This window comes from Saccharopolyspora sp. NPDC050642, assembly GCF_040654735.1.
GTDB classification, from domain to species: Bacteria; Actinomycetota; Actinomycetes; order Mycobacteriales; family Pseudonocardiaceae; genus Saccharopolyspora; species Saccharopolyspora elongata.
Genome location: NZ_JBFAIN010000031.1, coordinates 41,468 through 61,641 on the forward strand (window position 1 = coordinate 41,468; position 20,174 = coordinate 61,641).

Genomic DNA, 20,174 nt, shown 5'->3' on the forward strand with positions numbered 1-20,174 from the left:
CGCTCAATCGAAATCGAAGGTCTGATTTCCATTGAAATTGCGGGCACACCGGAGGAGCGAACGGGCAAAAGGTGCGTTTCGGGAGGGCGTGCTGCCGGCCGGGTGATCAATTCCCCAGGTCGTCACGCACCGCGATCGCGTCGTGATCATCCGCACCCACCTGCCTGCGCCGTCGCAGCCACCGGGCGCTAACTTGTGGACCGATACAGCGTTGTGCACCACGGAGGTCCAGAGTCCAGATGGCGGGCGTCGAAGAAGTTCGCGCGGGAATTGCCTTGGCAAATCAGAAGATGCAGGAGAGCATCGCCGCCCTGCAACAGGGCAACCTCGCGCTCGAAGAGGCGCAATCGGCCCTTGTCACCGCCACCCAGGGCAGCTCCCAGGAGGAGATGCAGCACGCGCACGGCTCGCTCGCCGAGGTGATGCAGGTGATCAGCGGCGTGCAGGCGCAGATCAGCGCCACGATCAACGCCACCGAGGGCTACTCGGGCCGCCTCTAGGTCCCGACCGCTCGGCGGGGACGGCGGTTTCGCGCGGAACCGCCGTCCCCCACGCGTACCGGGCGACGATTTCGCGCGAAACCGCCGCAACGGCAGAAGTCCAACCCGACCTCGTAGACAGGCTCTGTGGCACCGTGTCGACACTCGACGAACTGATCCAGACGTTGCGCCTCGTGGAGGAACACCTGGCGGACGCGGGCGCCCACCTCGGCACCAGCCGGACCGCGCTGGCCGAGGCGGAGCAGGCGCTGGCGAAGCTCGACCCGGAACACCCGGAGACGGTGGTGCCGCCGAGCCTGCACCGCGCAGATGACCAGATCGAGCGATCCCAGGGGATGATCGAGCACGTCCTCGACACGGTGCGCGACTTCGCCACCCGGTTGTAGGACGCGGCGGCGTCCTCGGCTTTCGGCGCTCAACCGAGCCACATTCGCCCTCGTGCATGGGTGTACCAGGGGCCTGCCCGGCTCCTCGTCGAGTGGTATTTTGATCACGGTCTGTAACACGGGTTCCGAGGTGGGGCGTGGGTAAACGCAACGAGCGGCGGAGTCGGATCGAAGCGGCCTTCGAGCGCCTGCGAACCAGCATCGCCTCCGCGCTCGGCGCCGCCGAGCAGGAGCACGACCGCGTCCTCGCCGAATGCTCGCAGCAGGAGTTCGCGCTGCGCATCGCCCAAGTCGGGGTGGCCGCGGCGGAACGCGAACCGGCGGAGATCGCCGACCCCGCGAACCCGGTCTTCCAGGCCGCGATGCGGGAGGCGCTGCGCGATCGGGCGGAGATCTACGCCGAGTGGAGCGAGCAGGGCCCGGAGCAGCTCGGCGGGCTCGTCGCGGAGGCGGCTCCTGGCGCTGCGGGGCTTCCATGGCCGGAATGGCTCGGTGAGGTCGGCACCCAGGACGCCGCCGATCCGCCGCCCGAGCTGTGGCGGATCGGCACCGCGACCGTCCCGGATTCGCCCGACCCGCAACCGTTCCCGGCCGCCGTCCCGCTGCTGGACGAGTCGCACCTGCGGATCGTCACCGATGGCAACCCGGAATCCGCCGAAACCCTGGTGCAGAACCTGCTGCTGCGGCTGCTCAGCCGGTTCCAGCCCGGCCTGGTGCGCATCCACGTCTGGGACGTCGCGCAGCTGACCGGAACGCTGCCCGGGCTCTACCCGCTGACCCGCGCGGGCCTGCTGACGGCGCACGATCCGACCCGGCTCGACGAGATGCTCGAAGCGCTCTCCGACCACATCCGGCGGATCCACACCAGTTCGCTGGTGGGCGGCCACACCTCGCTGCGCTCGCTGGCCGCGGAAAGCGGGCACCGCTCGGAGCCCTGGCGGGTCGCGGTGCTGTTCGGCAACGGCGAGGCGCTGCGCGAGGAGCAGCAGCAACAGCTGCAGCGGATCGCGCGCAACGGCCTGGCCTGCGGCATCCAGCTGATCGTCGTGGACCTCTCGCTGACCGTGAACAGCGCGATCGAGTCCATCCGGCTGCTCGGCGGTGACCGGGCGCGCACCAGCATGACCGGGCCGGAAGCCGTTGTGCAGCTGGACGAATCGCCGTCGCGCAACGAGGTCACCAAGGCGTGCTCGGCGATCGCGGAGGCGTTCCTCGCCCGGCGGGCGCGGGTGCGGACCTTCGACGACCTGGTGCCGGAGCAGCTGTGGACGCAGCGCTCGACGGCCGGGCTGCACGCGCCGGTCGGGTTCAACGAGGGCGAACCGGTGTGGATCACCCTCGGCGACGGCAGCCCGCACACCCTGATCGGCGGCCCCAGCGGATCGGGCAAGACGAATTTCCTCTACGGCATGCTCGGCGGGCTCGCGGCCCGCTACTCGCCGGACGAGCTGGAGCTCTACCTGCTGGACTTCAAGGAAGGCGTGTCGTTCGCCCAGTTCACCCCGGGCCGCCGCGACCCGAGTTGGCTGCCGCACGCGCAGCTGGTCGGGGTGAACGTCAACACCGACCGCGAGTTCGGGCTGGCGCTGCTGCGCTTCCTGGCCGACGAGATGCGGCGGCGCGCGGAGTCCGCCAAGGAGCACGAGGTCACCAAGCTGGAGGAGCTGCGCGCCGAGGACCCGAACGGCCGGTGGCCGCGGATCGTCGCCGTGATCGACGAGTTCCAGTACCTCTTCGCCGAGCGCGACCCGGTCACGGCGCAGGCCGCCACGCTGCTGGAGGACGTCGCGCGGCGCGGCCGGTCGCAGGGCATCCACCTGGTGCTGGCCAGCCAGGACGTGTCCGGGATCGAGGCGTTCTGGGGCAAGCCGGCGATCTTCGAGCAGTTCATCCTGCGGATCGCGCTGCCCAAGGCGCGGCGGGTGCTGGCCGACCAGAACAACGCCGCGCTGGAGCTGCCGCGCTGGCACGCGGTCGTCAACCACGAGTCGGGCGTCAAGCACGGCAATGAGATCGCGCGCATCCCGGACGCCACTGCGAAGAACACCTTCGATGCGCTGCAGCAGGAGCTGTGGAAGCGGCGCGACGAGAACGCTCCGCCGCCGCGGTTGTTCGACGGCTCGAACCTGCCAGCGCTGTCCACACTGGACGACTACGCGAAGCTGCGGGCGCCGGTGGCGGTGCCGAAGGTCCTGCTCGGGCAGATCATCGACGTCAACGGCACGGCCGCCGCGGTCCGGCTCGTGCGCTCGCCGGGACGCAACATCGCGGTGATCGGCTCGGTGCTGGCGGATGCGACCAGCGTGCTCGGCACGGCGACGCTTTCCCTGGCGCGCCAATACGTTCCGGGCAGCATCAAGTTCACCATCGCGACCCTGCTCGACGACGTCGACGACGACGCGCGCGGCGTTGCCGAGGCGTTGCGCATCGACGGTCATGACGTGGAGCTGGTCGGCCTGGACGGCATCGAGGCCGCGCTGGCCGCCACCGCCGAGACGATCGACCAGCGATCCGGCGCCGACGTGCCGCACGTCCTGGTGCTCTACGCCGCCGACGCGGCGCACACCACGCTGGAGCGCAAGGACCCGACCACCCGCGTCAGCGGGCTCGACCACCTCCGGAAGATCCTCAAGCAGGGTCCCGAATTGCGGGTGCACGTGATCGGCTGGTGGCGCAGCGCGCAGCGCGTGAAGAACACCCTCGGCATGGGCCCGGTCGACGACATCGGTGCCTGGGTCGCCTTCGACGTGCACGGCCAGGAGCTGGCGGCGTTCGCGGCCGGGCAGGTGGTCAACTGGTCGCCGCGGGCGCGGCGCGGCCTGTTCTTCGACCGCGCGGTGCACTCCCGGCCCGAGGTGATCCTGCCCTTCGACCTCGGCGACCAGGCGAAACCGGTGCCGGCGGTCCCGGCGCCGCGAGCGGCGGACGAGCGGTGCGAGATCCGGGAGGAAGCCGGTGACTGAGCAGATTCCGGCCGCGGAGCGGTACAAGGAGATCACCGCGCGGGCCACCACAGCGGCGCAGCAGCTGCGCAAGCACGAGCGCGAGCGGGCCGGCGAGCTCGGCGAGGCGGTCGCGGCGGCGAAGCAGCGCCGGGAGGCCGCCGACGAGCAGCGCGAGAAGGTGTTCGACGACGTGCGCAAGCGGTGGAACGCCGCGATGGAAGCGCTGTGGAACGAGCGGTGGATGCGGGTCACGAGCATGCCCGACCCGGACCGCACGGCCGCACCGTCCACACCGGACGATTCCCGTCGCGATGTCCAGCAGGCCTACATGGCGTTCTACAACGCGCTCGAGAAGCCCCGCTTCGCCGCGAGCCTCCGCCCCCGCCGCAAGAAGGATTCCTGACCAGGTCACGGACACCGTTCCGCCCGGCTGGACCCGTGCGCGTTTTTGGTCGCCATAGCAACACAAACCACGTATGGGCCCTGACCAGCGGAAACGGCTGGTCAGGACTCGCCTGGGGCAGCGAAGAGCTCGTCGATGTGGCAGCGCAGCACGGCCTCGGCATCCTGGCCGGTGCGCTGGCCGACGAGCACTGCCGTGCCCAGCCCGTGGTTCAGCGCGATCAGGCGAGCCGCTTCCACGGACGCGTCGCGATCTCGCGGCAACTCGCCATCGGCCTGGGCCCTGCGCAGCGCGTCGGCGAGCTGCTCTTCGAGGTGGTTCAGTCCCGCAACGAAAGGCTGGTCGGCGAGTTCCGGATCGGTCATCGCCAGCACCGCGTAGGAGGCGCCGACGAGGTGGAAGGCCCGGCTCACCTCGTCGGTCGGTAGCGCCTCGGAGAGGAACGCTTCGACGAAGGCGCGACCCGACGGCGGGCTCGGCATCCGCTCCAGCCGTGCCGCCCACCGCTCCTGGCTCTGCCGTTCCAGGTGGCGCAGGGCGTCGTGCATCAGCTGGGCCTTGGTCTGGAAGTAGTACTGCACCAGCCGCAGCGAGACACCGGCTTCGGCGGCCACCGAACGCATCGTCACCGCGTGCAGGCCTTCGCGCGCGGCCACCCGCACCAGGCCCTCGGCAATGTGCGCCCGCCGCTGGTCGTGGTCGACGGTCTTCGGCAATGCGACTCCCTCCGTTGTGATACAAGTGTATCTGATACAGACGTATCATCAACGGCGGAGGGCTCCATTGCGACAGGGACGAGCCGGCGGCGCGGTGCTCGCGCTGGCCTGCGCGGCGCAGCTGATGGTCGTGCTCGACGTCTCGGTGATCAACGTCGCGCTCCCCTCGATCCAGGCCGAGCTGGGCTTCACCCCGGAATCCCTGCAGTGGGTGGCGAACGGCTACCTGCTGACCTTCGGCGGCTTCCTGCTGCTGGGCGGGCGATTGGCCGATCTGCACGGCCGGCGGCGGATCTTCCTGGCCGGCCTAGCGGCGTTCTCCGCGGCGAGCCTGATGGGCGGCTTGGCCACCGGCCCCGCCGCGCTGATCGCCGCGCGCGCCGCGCAAGGACTCGGCGCGGCGGTGCTCGCCCCCGCGACCCTCAGCATGGTGACGACGACGTTCGCGGAAGGTCCACATCGGACACGCGCACTGGCGACCTGGACCGCGGTCAGCGTGGCGGGCGGCGCCGCGGGCAACCTCGTCGGCGGTGCCCTCACCGAGTTCCTGTCCTGGCGGGCCACCTTGCTGATCAACGTGCCGATCGGCGCGCTGGCGCTGGTCTCCGCGGCCCGCGTACTGACCACCGACCACCCTCCCGCGGCGCGCGGGACCCTGGACCTGCCCGGTTCGATCCTCGCCACGGCGGGTCTCACCTGCCTGACCTACGGCGTCACGAACGTCCCGCTCGGTTGGACCGCCCCGCAGACCCTGGTGCCGCTCGCCGCCGGGGTTGCCGCGCTGGCGCTCTTCGCGGTGGTCGAAAGCCGATTCGCGGCCTCACCGCTGGTGCCGCCGAGGCTGTTCCAGAACCGTTCGATCGCCGTGGGCAACGCGGTGATGCTGCTGGTAGGAGCGTGCTTCCAGGCGCCGATGTGGTACTTCCTCACGCTCTACATGCAGGACGTGCTGCACTACACCGCCCTGCAAACGGGCCTCGGCTTCCTGCCGCACACCCTCGTGACCATCGTGGCCGGGCGGCTCCTCACGCCCTGGCTGATGCGCCACGTCAGCGGCCGCACCTTGATCGTCGCCGGCGCGCTGATCGCCGCGGCCGGGTTCGCGTGGCAGAGCCGCATCGACGCGGACAGCGGATACCTGGCCGGGATCCTCGGCCCGGCGATCGTCCTCTCCTTCGGCGGCGGCCTGCTGAACACGCCGCTCACGACCACGGTCACCGCCGGAGCGGACGCCACCGACGCCGGTGCCGCCGCAGGCCTGATGAACACCACCAAGCAGATCGGCGGAGCATTCGGACTTGCCGCGCTGATCTCCATCTCCGGCACCCAGGACCCGCAGGCATCGGTGGACTACGCCACGGCATTCCTGGCCAGCGCGGGAATTCTCGTTGCGGCCGGTGTCGCGGCGGCGGCGCTACCGGCGCGCCGCGACGGCCACCGCTAAAGCGACGCCGAGCCCGGCGCGAGGGTGAATTTCGAGCGAAAACGGCGACATCCCGGCGCGTCGCGGGCCGGATCAGGCGGCGGCTTCCAGCAGGGCCGCGGCAATCGCCTTGGCGCGTTTGGCCGGTTCCGCCGTTCGTTCGCGCAGGGCCGTGACGTTGGCCCCGTCGATCAGCAGCATCAGCTGTTCGGCCAGCTGCCGGTGGCCGCGGTAGCCCGCTTCCGCCAGGAGGCCGTCCAGGTAATCGGTGACCTCTTCCTTGTGCTCCGCCGCGACGCGGTGCGCCGCGCTGTCCGGGTCCGCCATCTCGACCATGGTGTTGATCGAGGCGCAGCCGCGGAAGTCCGGCGCCGCGAAGCGCTCCGCGAAGGAGTCGAAGACCGCCAGCGGCCCGCCGCCGCGGTTGGCGACGTCGGCCTTCAGCCGCTCCAGCACGCCGTCGGCGTAGCCGCGCAGCATGGTCACGACCAGGTCGTCCTTGCTGTCGAAGTGCCGGTAGAACGAGGCGCGGCCGACTCCCGAGGCGGCGACCAGCCGTTCCACTCCGACCGCCCGGATGCCCTCGGTGTAGAAGAGCTGCTCCGCGGCCTCCACGAGACGTTCTCGAGCGCGCGTTGCCATGCCGCCACGATATCCGAGCTTGCGCCAAAACGGAAACGATCGGTACCGTTCGCCACATGGAAACGATCGGTACCGTTTTGGGGAGCCCCCTTGACCAAGACCGCTGAACCCACCACCGGCCGCGTCCCGCTCCGGGTGGCGGTGCTGGCGCTGGGCACGTTCGCCGTGGGCACGGACGCCTTCGTCGTCGCCGGTGTCCTGCCGGAGATCTCGGCGGATCTGCAGGTGAGCATCGCCGAGGCCGGGCAGCTGGTGACCGTCTTCGCGATCGCCTACGCCGTGCTCTCGCCGGTCATGGCGACGCTGACCGGCAACTGGCCCCGCCGCCGCGTCCTGCTCACCGCGCTCGCCGTCTTCGCGGTCGGCAACATCGCCACCGCGCTCGCCCCGACCTACGGCGCAGTGCTCGCGACCCGCGTCCTCGCCGCCGCCGGCGCCTCCATGTTCACGCCGATCGCCGGGGCGACCGTCGCCGCGCTCGCTCCGGAGGACCAGCGCGCACGCGCGATTTCCCTGGTGACGCTGGGACTCACCGCGGCCACCGCGCTCGGCGTGCCGATCGGCACGCTGCTCGGGACGGTCGCGACCTGGCGCGGCACCATGTGGCTCGTCGCCGCGCTCGGCCTCGCCGCCGGGATCGGCGTTGCGCTGCTCCTGCCGCCGGTTCCGGCACCGCCCGCCGCGGGCCTGCGCGAACGGCTTTCGCCGCTGGGCAACGGAAAGGTCGTCGCGATCCTGCTGACCACGGTTGCCGCCTTCATCGGGATCTTCGTGGTCAACACGTACGTCAGCGTGATCGTCGGCGCCGCGACCGGCGGCAGCGGCATGCTGCTGGCGGTGCTGCTGTTCCTGTCCGGCTGCGCCGGAACCGTCGGGAACCTGGCGGCCGGCGGCTGGACCGACCGGATCGGGCCGCGACGGGTGATCGCCGCCGCCATGGTGGTCGGCGCGCTCAACTTCGCGGTGATGCCCTGGTCCACCGCCACTTTCGCCGGCGCGGTCATCGCGATCGTGGTCTTCGGGCTCACCTCGTGGAGCATCACGGTGCCGCAGCAGCACCGGCTGATCGCGGCCGCACCGGCTGCGGCTTCCTTCGTCATTTCGCTCAACGCCTCCGGGGGATACCTCGCGGCGTCGCTGGCCGGGGTCATCGGCGCCGCAGCGCTGCCGTTCTCCCCCGCCGCACTGCCCTGGGTAGCAGCGGTGTTCGTAGTCGCGGGCCTGGCGATGTCCGAGTACGCGAACCGGGTCGGAGCCCGCCGATGACATCCACAGTGGACACCCCGAGCCGCTGGGCCGTGCCGGTGCTCGGGTTCGGCACCTTCGCGGTCGGCACCTGCGAATTCGTGCTCGCGGGCGTGCTTCCGCAGCTCAGCGACACCCTCCTGGTCTCGATGAGCACGGCGGGCCAGGTGGTGACCGCCTTCGCGCTGACCTGCGCGCTGGTCGCGCCGGTGCTCGTCGCCGCGACCGCGGGCTGGCGGCGGCGCCGGGTCCTGCTGCTCGCGGTGGCGGTCTACCTGATCGGGAACATCGCCACGGCCGTCGCGCCGTCGTTCCCGCTGGTGGTCGCGGCGCAGGTGGTCGCGGCCGCGGGGGCAGGCCTGTTCGTGCCGACGGCGGCGGTCACGGCGTCCGCACTGGTGCCCGAGGACCGGCGGGGCCGCGCCATCGCCGCCGTGACAACGGGTTTCACCGCCGCGACCGCGTTCGGCGCGCCGCTGGGCACCGCCCTGGGCGCCGTGTCCGGCTGGCGGATGACGATGTGGTTCGTCGCCGGCCTGGCGGTGCTGGGCCTGCTGGGTGTGCTCCGGCTGGTGCCCGCCGAGGTGGCGGCGCCGACGCCCGAGTCGCTGCGGGAGAGGTTCGCGCCGCTGGCCGACCGGCGGGTGCTGGTGGTGCTGGTGACGACGCTCATCGGCTTCACCGCCGTGTACCTGCCGTACACCTACATCGCCGCCGTGTTCGCACCGGCCACCGCGGGGAGCGGAATCCGGCTGGCGGTGCTGATGTTCTTGCTCGGGGTGATCGGCACGATCGGCAACTTCGGGGCCGGCGTGCTGGCCGACCGGATCGGCGGGCGGAAGGTCGTCGCGCTCGCCCTGGCCTGGCTGGCGGTCAGCCTGCTCGTGCTGCCGCTGACCACCGGGAGCTTCGGCCTGGCGACGGCGGAGATCGTGTTCTTCGGCATCGCGGCCTTCGCGATCACGACGCCGCAGCAGCACCGGCTGATCACGCTGTCGCCGGGCTCGGCATCGGTGCTGGTGTCGCTCAACGCCGCGATCCTCTACCTGGCCATCGCGGCGTCCGGCATCATCGGCGCGATCGGGATCGAGTGGGCGGGCGCTCAACACCTGGGCTTCATCGCCGCCGCCCTCGCCGCGGTGGCGCTGCTCCTGTCCCTCCGCGACTGAAGGTTCCGCGAGTGCTTTGGGGTGCCATCACACCCCAAAGCACTCACGGCCCCGTGCCTGCGGCCGGGTGCTCGCGAGGGACGATCGGGGCATGCAGGAGCTGTTATCCGCCGACGCCGTCGCCGGAGCCACCGATGATCTGCTGGTCCGCTGGGGCGCGCAGGCGTTGACACCGGAGTACCCGCACGAAGCCGGGGCCGCGTGGCAGCACGGCCACGCCGTGGCCGTCTACGCGCCGAAGCTGTGCCGGCACGACCGCGTGCTGTTCAGCGGCCCGGCCGACGACGCGGCGGAGCTCCTCGCGCGGGTCATGGCGGAGGTGCGCAGCGACCGGCTCCGGCCGCTCGCCGACGCCGAACTCGCCGGGCCCGTCGCGGAGCGCCTCGGGCTGGACGTGCGCGCGACCTTCGGGTGGATGCACCTCGCCGCCGAGCCGCCGAGCGCCCCGACCGCGGGCGTCGAGTGGCTCACCGGCGCCGACGAAGACGCGATCGCCAGCCTGCTGCGCAAGGCGAACCCGACGTCGTACCTGTTCCCCGACGATCCCGGGGCCCGCCGCTGGGCCGGGATCCGCGGCGCGGACGGCACACTGCTCGCCGTCGGCGCCGACTCCTGGCCCGCGCCCCTGCTCCGCCTGATCTCCGGCGTCACCACCCACCCCGACCACCGCGGCACCGGCCTGGCCACGGCGCTCTGCGCGTTCCTGACCGCGGAGCTCGCCCGCGACGGCGGCGTGGCGCTGATGGTCGACGCGGGCAACGAGCCCGCGCTCCGGGTGTACCGCGGGCTCGGCTACCGCTACCGCGCGATCACCGCGCTGGCCGGATGAGCTTGCCCGGATTGAGGATTCCCGTGGGGTCGACGGCCTTCTTCGCCGCCGCGAGGACCGCGCCGCCGACGTCGCCGATCTCCGCTTCGAGCCACGGCAGGTGGTCGGCGCCGACCGCGTGGTGGTGGGTGATCGTGCCGCGGCCCGCGATGGCGTCGGAGGCGGCCATCTTCGCCCGCTGCCACTGGCCGAGCGGGTCGTCGACGTCGCGGGCCGCCAGCACCGTGAAGTACAGCGAGGCGCCGGTCTCGTAGGCGTGCGAGATGTGGCACATCACGATCGGCGACTTGCCGTTGACCTGCAGGCTCCGCACCAGCGCCGTCCGCACCGCGGAGCGCAGTTCGCTGAGATCGGTCCAGTGCGTCGCGGTCTCCAACGTCTCCACGCACACGCCGCGATCCAGCAGCGCGTCGCGCTGCCGCGGCCCCGAGAACCGGTGCGACCGCCAGGCTTCGCCGACCGGGCGGCCCAACCGGACCGTGCGGATTCCGCGCAGCGCGCGCAGGGTCGCCGACCGGCGCTGCTTCAGCTCGCCGCGCGAGGCCGCGTCCCAGCCGAGCACCAGCAGGCAGGGCTGCCGGATTCCCCTGCCGCGCAAGTAGGTCTTCAGGGATCGGGCCTTGAGCGCGCCGGAGAGCTCCAGCTGCACGTCGGTTTCGTCCACATCGGACAAGCGGGTGACGTCCGCCAGCGCGCGCCCCTGCGCCAGCGCCCGCACCGCGTCGACGCCGGACTGCCAGCCGTCGACCACGAACGCCTCGTAGCGGCTCCGGGCCGGCGCGGGCCGGACGCGCAGCGCCACCTCGGTGATCACGCCGAGCGCGCCCTCGCTGCCGACCGCGAGCTGCCGCAGGTCGGGGCCCGCCGCCGACGCCGGGGACACCCCGAGCCGCCACTCGCCGACCGGTGTCGCGAGCCGGACGCCCTCGACCATGTCCTCGAAGCGGCCGTAACCGGCGGAGGCCTGCCCCGCCGACCGGGTCGCGGCGAAGCCGCCGATGGTGGCCCGCTCGTAGGACTGGGGGAAGTGGCCGAGCGTGAAACCGTGCGCGGCCAGCAGGGATTCGGCTTCCGCCGCGCGCATCCCGGCCTGCACCACGGCGATCCGCGAGCCCGGGTCGAGCGAGACCAGCCGGTCGAGCCGGGCCAGGTCCAGCGCGACGACCGCGGTCTTGCCGCCGCGCAGCGCGTCGACGCCGCCGACCACCGAGGTGCCGCCGCCGAACGGGACGACGGCGATGTCGTGCCGGACGCAGATCTCCAGGACACCCTGCACCAGATCCGGGTCCGTGGGCAGCAGCACCGCGTCGGGCACCGCGAGCCTGCTGCCGCCGCGGCGGCGCATCAGGTCCGTGTACGACATCCCGCCGGCGCGGCCGAGCCGTTCGGCGGGGTCGGTCAGCACCTGCTGCCCACCGATCAGGGCCGCGAGCTCGGCGCGCGCCGCTTCCGGCAGGTCGCTCTCGGCGACCTCCAGCAGCGAGGCGGGAACCGCCGGCGTGGCGGTCTCGGCCAGGCCGGTTCGCTGGCGCAACCAGCGCAGCGCGTGTGGTGACAACGGCGCAGCGGAGGCCCCCGATGGGGTCCAGCTGCCGCGGAGGGTGTGTTCGATCAGGCCGTTCACCAGTACAGTGTTACACATGACTTCGCAATGTCACAGCACGCGAGGTGACAGCACCCCGCCGGCGACCGCCCGCCCGGCCCGCCAGGCGGCCAACCGGGTCGGCGATGCCGAACTGCTGAACGCCGCCCGGGAGTGCGTGCTGGCCAACGGCGTCCGGCGCACCACGCTGACGGAGATCGCGCGGCGCGCCGGGGTCAGCCGGATGACGCTGTACCGGCGGTTCCCCGACGTGGACAGCCTGGTCACCGCGCTGGTGACGGTGGAGTTCGGCGAGATCCTGCAGCTGGCTGAAGCCGGGCAGGAGACCGGCAACGGCCGGCAGCTCCTGGTCGCGGGGACGGTCCGCGGCATCCGGCTGCTGCAGGCGGCGCCGCTGCTGCAGCGGGTGCTGGAGACCGACGCCGAACTCCTGCTGCCCTACCTGGTCGAGCGGCTCGGCAGCACCCAGCTCGCCGCCGAGGGGTTCATCCGCGAGTACCTCGTGCGGGGCCACGAGGACGGCTCGATCCGCCGCGCCGATCCGGCCGTGCAGGCGCGCGCCCTGCTGCTGCTCGTGCAGTCGTTCGTCATCTCCGCCCGCCCGGCCTCCGGCGACATCGACCCGGCGGCCCTGACCACCGAACTGGCCCACCTCCTCGACGGTGCCCTCGGCCCGGAGCCCACCGATGCCTGACCACCCCGGTTTCCTGCAGTTTCAATTGAAACTGCGCCGAACCCGTCGACTGAGCGCAGTTTCAATTGAAACTGCGGCCCCCGGAACCCCACCAACCCGCCCGGAGGTCCGATGATCACCACCCCGCTGCCCGCCGGTTCGCTGCGCGCCACCTCGCTGAACGCCGCGCGCCGCGCCGCCGATCTGTCCGCAGTCGCCGAAGACGAGGTGGACCTGCTGGTGGTCGGCGGCGGCGTGACCGGCGCCGCAACGGCCCTGGACGCGGCCGCGCGCGGGCTCTCGGTCGCTCTGGTGGAGGCCGAGGACCTCGCCTGGGGAACGTCTCGCTGGTCCAGCAAGCTCGTGCACGGCGGCCTGCGCTACCTGGCGCACGGCGACATCGCGCTGGCGCGCGAATGCGCCGTCGAGCGCAACGTGCTGATGACGCGCACCGCGCCGCACCTCGTGCGGACGCTCCCGCAGCTCATCCCGCTGCACGGCAGCGTGTCGCGCCGCTCCGAGCTGGTGCTCGCCGCCGGGCTGCACGCCGGCGACGCGCTGCGCCGCACGGCTCGCACTCCGTCCGACGTGCTCCCGCCGCCCCGGCGGATTCCCGCCGCGGAGGCGCTCGCGCTCATCCCGGGCCTGCGCTCCGCCGACCTGCGCGGCGGCCTGCTCGGCTTCGACGGCCAGCTCGTCGACGATGCGCGCCTGGTCGTCGCGCTGGCGCGCACCGCGGCCGGTTTCGGCGCTCGCATCCTGACCCGAGTGCGCGTGCGCGAACTCGACGGCCGCGGCGCCGACGCGGTGGACCAGCAGACCGGCGAATCGCTGCGGATCCGGGCCCGTTCGGTGGTGAACGCGGCCGGGGTGTGGGCAGGTGAGCTCGCGCCGGACGTCGAACTGCGGCCGTCGCGCGGGTCGCACCTGCTGATCGACGCGGAGGCCGCCGGGATCGCCGGGACCGCGCTGGTCGCACCGATCCCGGGCGAGTCGGGCCGGTTCCTGCTGCTCCTGCCGCAGCCCGACGGCCGCGCCCTGCTCGGGCTGACCGACGAGCCGGCGCCTGGGCCGATCCCGTCCGTTCCCGAGGTTCCGCAGTCCGATGTGGACTTCCTGCTCGCGGGCGTGCGCGACGCGCTGGGGCAGCCGTTGGAGCGCAAGCACGTCCTCGGTTCGTTCGCCGGGCTCCGGCCGCTGCTGGCGCAGCCGGGCGGCAAGGGGTCGGCGGACCTGTCGCGCCGGCACGCGGTGCTGACCTCGCCGGACGGCGTGGTGACCGTGGTCGGCGGGAAGCTCACCACCTACCGGAAGATGGCCGCCGAGGCGGTCGATGCGGCGGTGCGCACCGGCGGGCTGTCCGCCGGACCGTCGCGCACCGCGGCCGTGGCGCTGGTCGGCGCCGCACCGCGGCGGCACCTGACCGATGTCGAAGCGGCGGCTCGGCTGATCGCGAAGTACGGCACCGAGGCCGCGCGCGTCGCCGCGTTGGCCGAGTTCGACCCGGATCTCGCGGAGCCGATCGCGCCGGGCCTGCGGCTCACGGCCGCCGAGGTGCTCTGGGCGATCCGCCACGAAGGCGCGCTCGACGCGGCGGACGTCCTGGACCGGCGCAGCCGGGTCGGGCTGAACCCGGTGGAACGCGAGGCGGCCCTCCCGGCGGTCGAAGCGCTCGTCGAGCGCGCGCTGCACGGCGTTTCGGGCTGATCACGGACCGTGCGGTTTTGTGTTGCTGTAGCAGCACAAAACACGCACGACCCAGAACGCACGAAGTCCGAGCGGCTCAGCCTCGCACCGCCTCCCGGCAAACGCAAATATCCTGCATATTCGCCCGTCACCAGGCAGAATCGATATTCGAGCACCAATCGAGGGAGACGGGATGCCTGATCGCGAACTGGAGATCGACCGGATCTCCAAGCGCTACGGGGACGTCGTCGCGCTGCGGGAGATGACGTTCTCCGTCCGCGCGGGCGAGATGTTCGGGTTCGTCGGCAGCAACGGCGCCGGCAAGACCACCACGATGCGCATCGCACTCGGCGTGCTGGCCGCCGACTCCGGCGAGGTGCGCTGGAACGGCGCGCCGCTGGACCTGCAGGCCCGCCGCCGGATCGGCTACATGCCGGAGGAACGCGGTCTCTACCCCAAGATGAAGGTGGCCGAGCAGCTCGCCTACCTCGCCGAACTGCACGGTCTGTCCACTGCGGACGCTCGTGGCGCCGCCGAGCGGTGGACCGAACGGCTCGGACTCGCCGCCCGCCGCGGCGAAGAGGTGCAGAAGCTCAGCCTGGGCAACCAGCAGCGGGTGCAGCTGGCCGCCGCGCTGGTGCACGACCCGGAGGTGCTGATCCTCGACGAGCCGTTCTCCGGGCTCGACCCGGTCGCGGTGGACGTGATGAGCGAGGTGCTGCGGGAGAAGTGCGCTTCCGGGGTGCCGGTGGTGTTCTCCAGCCACCAGCTCGACCTGGTGCAGCGGCTTTGCGACCGGGTCGGCATCATCCGCAGTGGACAGATGGTGGCCTGCGGCACCGTCTCCGAACTCCGCGACCAGGGCCCGGCCACGCTGGTCGTCGACGCCCCCGACGCCCAGCCCGGCTGGGCCGCCGACGTGCCCGGCGCCGAGGTCGTCGAGGTCGACGGCAGCCGGACCACGCTGCGGCTCGCCGACGACGCGGACGACCAGGCGGTGCTCAAGGCCGCGCTGGCCACCGGCCCGGTCCGCGAGTTCAGCCGGCACCGGCCCGCGCTCACCGAACTGTTCCGCAACGTCGTCTCCGAGGAGCCCGCCGCATGAGCCCCGTCTGGCTGGTCGCCCGCCGGGAGATCCGCACCCGGGTGCGGACCCGCGCCTTCATCGCCGGCACCGTCGCCACCATCCTGATCATGGGCGGCTACGCGGCGCTCATGATGTTCATCGGCCACCAGGCCGGCACGACGAAGGTCGGCGTCACCGCGCAGGCGGCGGCCGTCGGCGCGCCGCTGCAGGCCGCCGGCACGGCCTTCGGCAAGTCCTTCGAGATCAGCACCGTCGAGGAGGCCGCGGGCGAGCGGCAGGTGCGCGACGGCGACCTGGAAGCGCTGATCACCGGCACGCCGGACGCGCCGCGGCTGGTCGTCAAGCGGAGCCCGGACAGCGCACTCCGGGGCGCGCTGGACGCGGTCGTGCAGCAGCAGGCGCTGAACACCGAACTCGCCCGCGCCGGGCTGGATCCGGCCGGGGTCCGCGCCGCGACCGAGAGCGCGCACGTCTCCGTGACCAGCCTGGAGACCGAGGACCCGCACCTCGGCGAGCGGCTCGGCCTGGCCATCGCGGCCGGCGTCGTGCTCTACATGTTCCTGATCATCGGCGGCCAGATGGTCGCGCAGGGCGTCGTGGAGGAGAAGTCCAGCCGGGTCGTCGAGCTGCTGCTGTCCACGATCAAGCCGACCCAGCTGCTCGCCGGGAAGGTGATCGGCATCGGCCTGACGAACCTGCTGCAGCTGGTGATCATCGCCGCCGCGGGCCTGATCGCGTCCGGAGTCGGGGGCGTGCTGACGCTGCCGTCCGCGGCGCTGGCGGGCACCCTCGGCTGGGGGCTGGCCTGGTTCCTGCTCGGGTTCTTCACCTACGCGACGGTCCTCGCCGCTGCGTCCTCGCTGGTGTCCCGCCAGGAGGACCTGCAGAACGTGATCAGCCCGGTGATCATGGTCCTGGTCGTGCCGTTCGTCATCGGCGTCTCGATGCTGCCGAGCTCGCCGGACAGCACGCTCGCCGCGGTGCTCTCGCTGGTGCCGGGCTTCTCGCCGACGCTGATGCCGATGCGCATCGCCCTCGGCGTCGCCGCCCCGTGGGAGATCGCCCTGTCGGTCGTCCTGAGCCTCGCGGCCATCGCGGTGCTCCTCCGCCTCGGCGGCCGCATCTACAGCAACGCGGTGCTGCACACCGGCGCCCGCGTGAAGCTCCGCGACGCCCTCCGCGCCGCCTGACCGAACTAAGGGGGCGAAACCGCCGCCGCGACGCTCGACGTTGCAGTGCGGGAGTCGCCGCAAGCGGCGCAGCCGCTTAGCCCACCTACGCAACTTGCACCGCCGCGGGTTCTCAGGCGGTGCCCACCCCACCGGGGTTCTCTGCGAGGACAGCCCCGCCACGACGTATTGGACATACGTGTGCCGGGGATCCCGGAGTCGAGAAGGCGTCTGAGGTTCCGCTACCCGCACCGCCACGCAGGACGAGCCTGGAAAACCGTTCTGGACACGGATCGGCCCCGGGGACCGGCCGAGAGGCCGGTGTCCGGGGCCGCACGTGGGTCGGTCGCGTCGGCGGCCGACTGGATTCAGGTTTCGATTCAGCGCTGGTCGATCGACTGGTAGGCACGCTCCGGCGAACCGGTGTACACCTGCCGCGGACGGCTGATCTTGCGGGCCGGGTCCTCCAGCATCTCCCGCCAGTGCGCGATCCAGCCGGGCAGCCGGCCGAGCGCGAACAGCACGGTGAAGTACTTCGTCGGGAAGCCCATCGCCTTGTAGATCAGGCCGGTGTAGAAGTCGACGTTCGGGTAGAGCTTGCGCTCGACGAAGTAGTCGTCGGCGAGCGCCTTCTCCTCGAGCTTCAGGGCGATGTCCAGCAGCGGGTCGTTGGCCCCGAGCTTGCCGAGCACCTCGTCGGCGGTCTTCTTGATGATCGCCGCGCGCGGGTCGTAGTTCTTGTAGACCCGGTGCCCGAAGCCCATCAGCCGGACGCCGGGCTCCTTGTTCTTGACCCGGTTGACGAACGAGTCGACGTCACCGCCGTTGGCCTGGATGCCCTCCAGCATCTCCAGCACCGCGCTGTTCGCGCCGCCGTGCAGCGGGCCGAACAGGGCGTTGATGCCGGCCGAGATGCTGGCGAACAGGTTGGTCTCGGCGGAGCCGACCATCCGGACCGTCGACGTGGAGCAGTTCTGCTCGTGGTCGGCGTGCAGGATGAACAGCAGGTCGAGGGCGCGGGTCAGCACCGGGTCGACCTCGTAGGGCTCGGCGGGGAAACCGAAGGTCATCCGGAGGAAGTTCTCCACCAGGCCCAGCGAGTTGTCCGGGTACAGGAACGGCTGGCCGACCGACTTCTTGTAGGCGTAGGCCGCGATCGTGGGCAGCTTCGCCAGCAGGCGGACGGTGGACAGCTCCACCTGGTCCTTGTCGAACGGGTTGAGGCTGTCCTGGTAGAAGGTGGACAGCGCGGAGACCGCGGAGGACAGCACCGGCATCGGGTGCGCGTCCCGCGGGAAGCCGTCGAAGAACTGCTTGAGGTCTTCGTGCAGCAGGGTGTGCCGCCGGATCCGCTCGGCGAACTCGTCGTATTGCTGCTGGGTCGGCAGCTCACCGTAGATCAGCAGGTAGCTGACCTCGATGAAGTTCGACTTCGCCGCGAGCTCCTCGATCGGGTAGCCGCGGTAGCGGAGGATGCCGGCGTCACCGTCGATGTAGGTGATGTCGGAGAGGCAGGCCGCCGTATTGACGAAGCCCGGATCCAACGTCACCAAACCGGTCTGAGCCAGCAGCTTGCCGAGATCCACCCCGGGGGCGCCCTCGGTCGGCTGCTTCACCTGCATTTCGTGCTCGCCGGCGTCATAGCGCAGCGCGACGGTACGTTTGGCGGTCACGTCGTCGGGCATTCGGGAACCTCTCGCGCTCGTCGGGGTGCGTGTCGAGGCGACCGCGGTTGCCCAGCCAAGCGGCAGGGCTGCGATGTCGCCCGCGCGCCGGTCGGGGTGTCCGAACCGCCGCAGCACCACCCCGTTGGGGTCCTGTCAGTAGTCACGCTAGACCGCAGTGGGGTCCCAGCGCAGCAATCGCGTTTCGGCTTTTTGGCAGGTGGGACCACGATCACATCACATCGGGGCGCTTCCGGCGGAAAATTTTCGACGCTCCGAAGCCGGACGAGCAGTTCATCGTGACCAACGAGCCCGTCCGATCGGTCTAACCCGATCTCGACCGACCGGCCTCGCGCGGTTTACCTCACAAGGTGTCCTCGCGCACGTCAGACGCGGTTCGCCGACCGTCAGGCCAACTCGGCGGCCCACGGCGGCTCGGCACCCGGTCGGGAGACGGTGACCGCAGCGGCGGCCGCGGCGAACCGCAGCGCCTGCTCCCACTGCTCCCGGTCGAGCGCGCGGACGGCGTCCGCCGACAGCGCGTCGTTGCGGTGCAGCCACGCGAGCAGGGCGCCCTGCACGGTGTCGCCCGCGCCGATGGTGTCGGCGACCTCGGCGCGCACGCCCGGCACCGACACCTCGCCGTCGCCGGTCACCGCGGTCAGCCCGTCGGCTCCCCTGGTCAGCACCACGGCCGCCGGGCCGCTGCGCTGCCACTCGCGGGCCGCGGCGAGCACGTCCCCGCCGTCCGCGAGCCATTCGGCGTCGTCGTCCGAGACCTTCAGCAGCCCCACCGACGGCAGCCAGGAGGCGAACCGCGCGCGGTAGGCGTCGGGGTCGGCGATCAGGTCGGCGCGGATGTTCGGGTCCAGCGCGATGAACCGGCCGCGCGCGGCCTCCCGGAACAGCACCTCCTCGTACACCGAGGCGCCGGGTTCGAGCACCATGCCGAGGGTGCCCAGGCAGAGGGCGGTGACGTGCGCGGGCAGCGGCCGGTCCGCGACGAAGCGGGCGGCGGTGCCTTCGGTGTGGAAGCTGTAGCGGGCCGAACCGTCCTCCGCCAGCCCGACCACGGCCAGCGTCGTCGGCTCCGGGCCGCGCTGCACCAGGTCGACGTCCACTTCGGAAGACCGCAGGCGTTCGAGGAGCTTGTCGCCGAACTGGTCCGTGGACAGCCGGGCGAAGAACGCGGCGGGAACCCCGAGCCGCCCCAGCGCGATCGCGACGTTGTACGGACCCCCGCCGAGGCGCGGGTGCAGCGGCCCGAGCTCGCCGTCCGCCGTGGACGGGTCCGGAACGAGGTCGACGAGGGCCTCACCGCCGATGACGATCACTTTTCCTCCACTGTGCACTGGGCGGTCAACCCGCCGAGCAGGAACTGCGACAACGCCTCGAAGGCCGCCGCGTCGGACAGGCCGGTGCGCTCGCCGATCTCGCCGCGCTGGATGCCGACGATGGTCAGCCCGACCATCTCGCCGACGAACGCGGCGTGCACCTCCCGGAACACGCCCTGCCGCACGCCCTCGCCGATGAAGCCGCGGAGCCGGTCCGCGGCGGCGTGCGCGTTGGCCTCGTAGGTGGTGCGGGTCGCGATGTTGGCGGCCATGTCGTCGATGAACTCGCGGGACGCCGGGCGCAGCGCCTCGGCCGCGGCATCCAGGTACGCCCGCACCTTCTCCCGCACGTCGTCGGCCGCCGCGACCCGCTGCTCGACCAGCTGCGTGGCGCTCTTGAAGTAGTGGGCGACGACGCGGACGGCGAGCTGCTCCTTGCTGCCCGCCAGCGTGTACAGCGTCGACTTGGAGCAGTGCAGCCGGGCTGCCAGGTCGTCCAGCGTGAAGTGCGCGAACCCCTCCGCGAGGAACAGGTCGCGCAGCCGGTCCAGCAGCTGGGCCCGCCGCGCGTTCACCGGCCGGCGACGGCCTTCGGAGGTGGTCATCGGATGAAGCCTGCCACAGCACCCTCGAACGGTTGCGCGGGTTCCGGCCGGCGAGACTTTCACAGTACTGCAGAACGTCCTACAGTACCGCCATC

The 20,174-nt window shown here is 71.9% G+C and carries 18 protein-coding genes; 12 read left to right on the plus strand and 6 right to left on the minus strand.

Translation table 11 applies throughout. The features are described from left to right. Window positions 1-239 precede the first annotated feature (239 nt). The 4 genes from AB0H93_RS33220 (at window position 240) to AB0H93_RS33235 (ending at window position 4,234) form a co-directional block, all read left to right on the plus strand. The gene (locus tag AB0H93_RS33220; protein WP_132488400.1) at window positions 240-500 is read left to right on the plus strand and encodes a hypothetical protein; all 261 of its coding nucleotides are present in this window, start codon (window positions 240-242) and stop codon (window positions 498-500) included. A 134-nt stretch (window positions 501-634) separates the two neighbouring features. Next, a complete protein-coding gene (locus AB0H93_RS33225; RefSeq protein ID WP_358578223.1) occupies window positions 635-886 on the plus strand; it encodes a hypothetical protein in 252 nt (83 codons plus the stop codon). A 137-nt stretch (window positions 887-1,023) separates the two neighbouring features. Next, window positions 1,024-3,849 carry an FtsK/SpoIIIE domain-containing protein gene (locus AB0H93_RS33230; protein WP_358578225.1) on the plus strand — a complete coding sequence of 942 codons (2,826 nt, stop codon included), beginning with the start codon at window positions 1,024-1,026 and terminating at the stop codon, window positions 3,847-3,849. Beyond that, a complete protein-coding gene (locus AB0H93_RS33235; RefSeq protein ID WP_358578228.1) occupies window positions 3,842-4,234 on the plus strand; it encodes a hypothetical protein in 393 nt (130 codons plus the stop codon). The genes AB0H93_RS33230 and AB0H93_RS33235 overlap by 8 nt, the downstream gene beginning before the upstream one ends. A gap of 101 nt (window positions 4,235-4,335) precedes the next feature. On the opposite strand, the gene AB0H93_RS33240 is transcribed toward AB0H93_RS33235, so the two are convergent. Then, window positions 4,336-4,950 (minus strand): TetR family transcriptional regulator C-terminal domain-containing protein, encoded by a 615-nt coding sequence (locus AB0H93_RS33240; protein ID WP_358578230.1) that lies wholly within the window; start codon window positions 4,948-4,950, stop codon window positions 4,336-4,338. 67 nt (window positions 4,951-5,017) lie between these two features. On the opposite strand from AB0H93_RS33240, the gene AB0H93_RS33245 reads away from it, so the two are divergent. After that, complete coding sequence (locus AB0H93_RS33245; protein WP_358578232.1) at window positions 5,018-6,394, plus strand: MFS transporter; 1,377 nt, start codon at window positions 5,018-5,020, stop codon at window positions 6,392-6,394. A gap of 72 nt (window positions 6,395-6,466) precedes the next feature. Here AB0H93_RS33245 and AB0H93_RS33250 read toward each other — a convergent pair whose 3' ends face one another. Beyond that, window positions 6,467-7,015 (minus strand): helix-turn-helix domain-containing protein, encoded by a 549-nt coding sequence (locus tag AB0H93_RS33250; RefSeq protein WP_358578234.1) that lies wholly within the window; start codon window positions 7,013-7,015, stop codon window positions 6,467-6,469. Window positions 7,016-7,105: 90 nt separating this feature from the next. Here AB0H93_RS33250 and AB0H93_RS33255 point away from each other — a divergent pair, with 90 nt between their 5' ends. The 3 genes from AB0H93_RS33255 (at window position 7,106) to AB0H93_RS33265 (ending at window position 10,258) form a co-directional block, all read left to right on the plus strand. Further along, the gene (locus AB0H93_RS33255) at window positions 7,106-8,281 is read left to right on the plus strand and encodes an MFS transporter (protein ID WP_358578236.1); all 1,176 of its coding nucleotides are present in this window, start codon (window positions 7,106-7,108) and stop codon (window positions 8,279-8,281) included. Then, the gene (locus AB0H93_RS33260; RefSeq protein WP_358578238.1) at window positions 8,278-9,429 is read left to right on the plus strand and encodes an MFS transporter; all 1,152 of its coding nucleotides are present in this window, start codon (window positions 8,278-8,280) and stop codon (window positions 9,427-9,429) included. The genes AB0H93_RS33255 and AB0H93_RS33260 overlap by 4 nt, the downstream gene beginning before the upstream one ends. Before the next feature lie 91 nt (window positions 9,430-9,520). Further along, complete coding sequence (locus AB0H93_RS33265) at window positions 9,521-10,258, plus strand: GNAT family N-acetyltransferase (RefSeq protein ID WP_358578240.1); 738 nt, start codon at window positions 9,521-9,523, stop codon at window positions 10,256-10,258. On the opposite strand, the gene AB0H93_RS33270 is transcribed toward AB0H93_RS33265, so the two are convergent. Next, window positions 10,239-11,882 carry an FAD-binding oxidoreductase gene (locus tag AB0H93_RS33270; RefSeq protein ID WP_358578243.1) on the minus strand — a complete coding sequence of 548 codons (1,644 nt, stop codon included), beginning with the start codon at window positions 11,880-11,882 and terminating at the stop codon, window positions 10,239-10,241. The genes AB0H93_RS33265 and AB0H93_RS33270 overlap by 20 nt on opposite strands. 16 nt (window positions 11,883-11,898) lie before the next feature. Between AB0H93_RS33270 and AB0H93_RS33275 the strand changes: the two genes are divergently transcribed. From AB0H93_RS33275 to AB0H93_RS33290, 4 genes are all read left to right on the plus strand, one after another. Beyond that, window positions 11,899-12,555, plus strand: coding sequence for a TetR/AcrR family transcriptional regulator (locus AB0H93_RS33275; RefSeq protein WP_358578246.1), 657 nt, complete (start codon window positions 11,899-11,901; stop codon window positions 12,553-12,555). 111 nt (window positions 12,556-12,666) lie between these two features. After that, complete coding sequence (locus tag AB0H93_RS33280; protein ID WP_358578249.1) at window positions 12,667-14,241, plus strand: glycerol-3-phosphate dehydrogenase/oxidase; 1,575 nt, start codon at window positions 12,667-12,669, stop codon at window positions 14,239-14,241. Between the two features lie 172 nt (window positions 14,242-14,413). Then, on the plus strand, window positions 14,414-15,325 hold the full coding sequence (locus tag AB0H93_RS33285; RefSeq protein ID WP_358578251.1) for an ATP-binding cassette domain-containing protein: 912 nt from the start codon (window positions 14,414-14,416) through the stop codon (window positions 15,323-15,325). Beyond that, complete coding sequence (locus AB0H93_RS33290) at window positions 15,322-16,497, plus strand: ABC transporter permease (RefSeq protein WP_358578254.1); 1,176 nt, start codon at window positions 15,322-15,324, stop codon at window positions 16,495-16,497. Before AB0H93_RS33285 ends, AB0H93_RS33290 begins: the two co-directional genes overlap by 4 nt. 359 nt (window positions 16,498-16,856) lie before the next feature. On the opposite strand, the gene AB0H93_RS33295 is transcribed toward AB0H93_RS33290, so the two are convergent. The 3 genes from AB0H93_RS33295 to AB0H93_RS33305 form a co-directional block, all read right to left on the minus strand. Next, window positions 16,857-18,161 (minus strand): citrate synthase, encoded by a 1,305-nt coding sequence (locus tag AB0H93_RS33295; RefSeq protein ID WP_093272091.1) that lies wholly within the window; start codon window positions 18,159-18,161, stop codon window positions 16,857-16,859. 386 nt (window positions 18,162-18,547) lie between these two features. Beyond that, entirely contained in the window at window positions 18,548-19,474 is a 927-nt protein-coding gene (locus AB0H93_RS33300) for a carbohydrate kinase (protein ID WP_358578257.1), read from the minus strand. After that, window positions 19,471-20,079, minus strand: coding sequence for a TetR/AcrR family transcriptional regulator (locus tag AB0H93_RS33305; protein WP_358578260.1), 609 nt, complete (start codon window positions 20,077-20,079; stop codon window positions 19,471-19,473). Before AB0H93_RS33305 ends, AB0H93_RS33300 begins: the two co-directional genes overlap by 4 nt. Window positions 20,080-20,174: the final 95 nt, after the last annotated feature.

Excerpts from the sequence above, each read along its gene's own strand:
- AB0H93_RS33305 (WP_358578260.1), bottom strand. The coding sequence starts at position 20,079 with ATGACCACCTCCGAAGGCCGTCGCCGGCCGGTGAACGCGCGGCGGGCC.
- AB0H93_RS33290 (WP_358578254.1), top strand. The coding sequence starts at position 15,322 with ATGAGCCCCGTCTGGCTGGTCGCCCGCCGGGAGATCCGCACCCGGGTG.
- AB0H93_RS33265 (WP_358578240.1), top strand. The coding sequence starts at position 9,521 with ATGCAGGAGCTGTTATCCGCCGACGCCGTCGCCGGAGCCACCGATGAT.
- AB0H93_RS33285 (WP_358578251.1), top strand. The coding sequence starts at position 14,414 with ATGCCTGATCGCGAACTGGAGATCGACCGGATCTCCAAGCGCTACGGG.
- AB0H93_RS33295 (WP_093272091.1), bottom strand. The coding sequence starts at position 18,161 with ATGCCCGACGACGTGACCGCCAAACGTACCGTCGCGCTGCGCTATGAC.
- AB0H93_RS33250 (WP_358578234.1), bottom strand. The coding sequence starts at position 7,015 with ATGGCAACGCGCGCTCGAGAACGTCTCGTGGAGGCCGCGGAGCAGCTC.
- AB0H93_RS33220 (WP_132488400.1), top strand. The coding sequence starts at position 240 with ATGGCGGGCGTCGAAGAAGTTCGCGCGGGAATTGCCTTGGCAAATCAG.
- AB0H93_RS33275 (WP_358578246.1), top strand. The coding sequence starts at position 11,899 with ATGACTTCGCAATGTCACAGCACGCGAGGTGACAGCACCCCGCCGGCG.
- AB0H93_RS33280 (WP_358578249.1), top strand. The coding sequence starts at position 12,667 with ATGATCACCACCCCGCTGCCCGCCGGTTCGCTGCGCGCCACCTCGCTG.
- AB0H93_RS33260 (WP_358578238.1), top strand. The coding sequence starts at position 8,278 with ATGACATCCACAGTGGACACCCCGAGCCGCTGGGCCGTGCCGGTGCTC.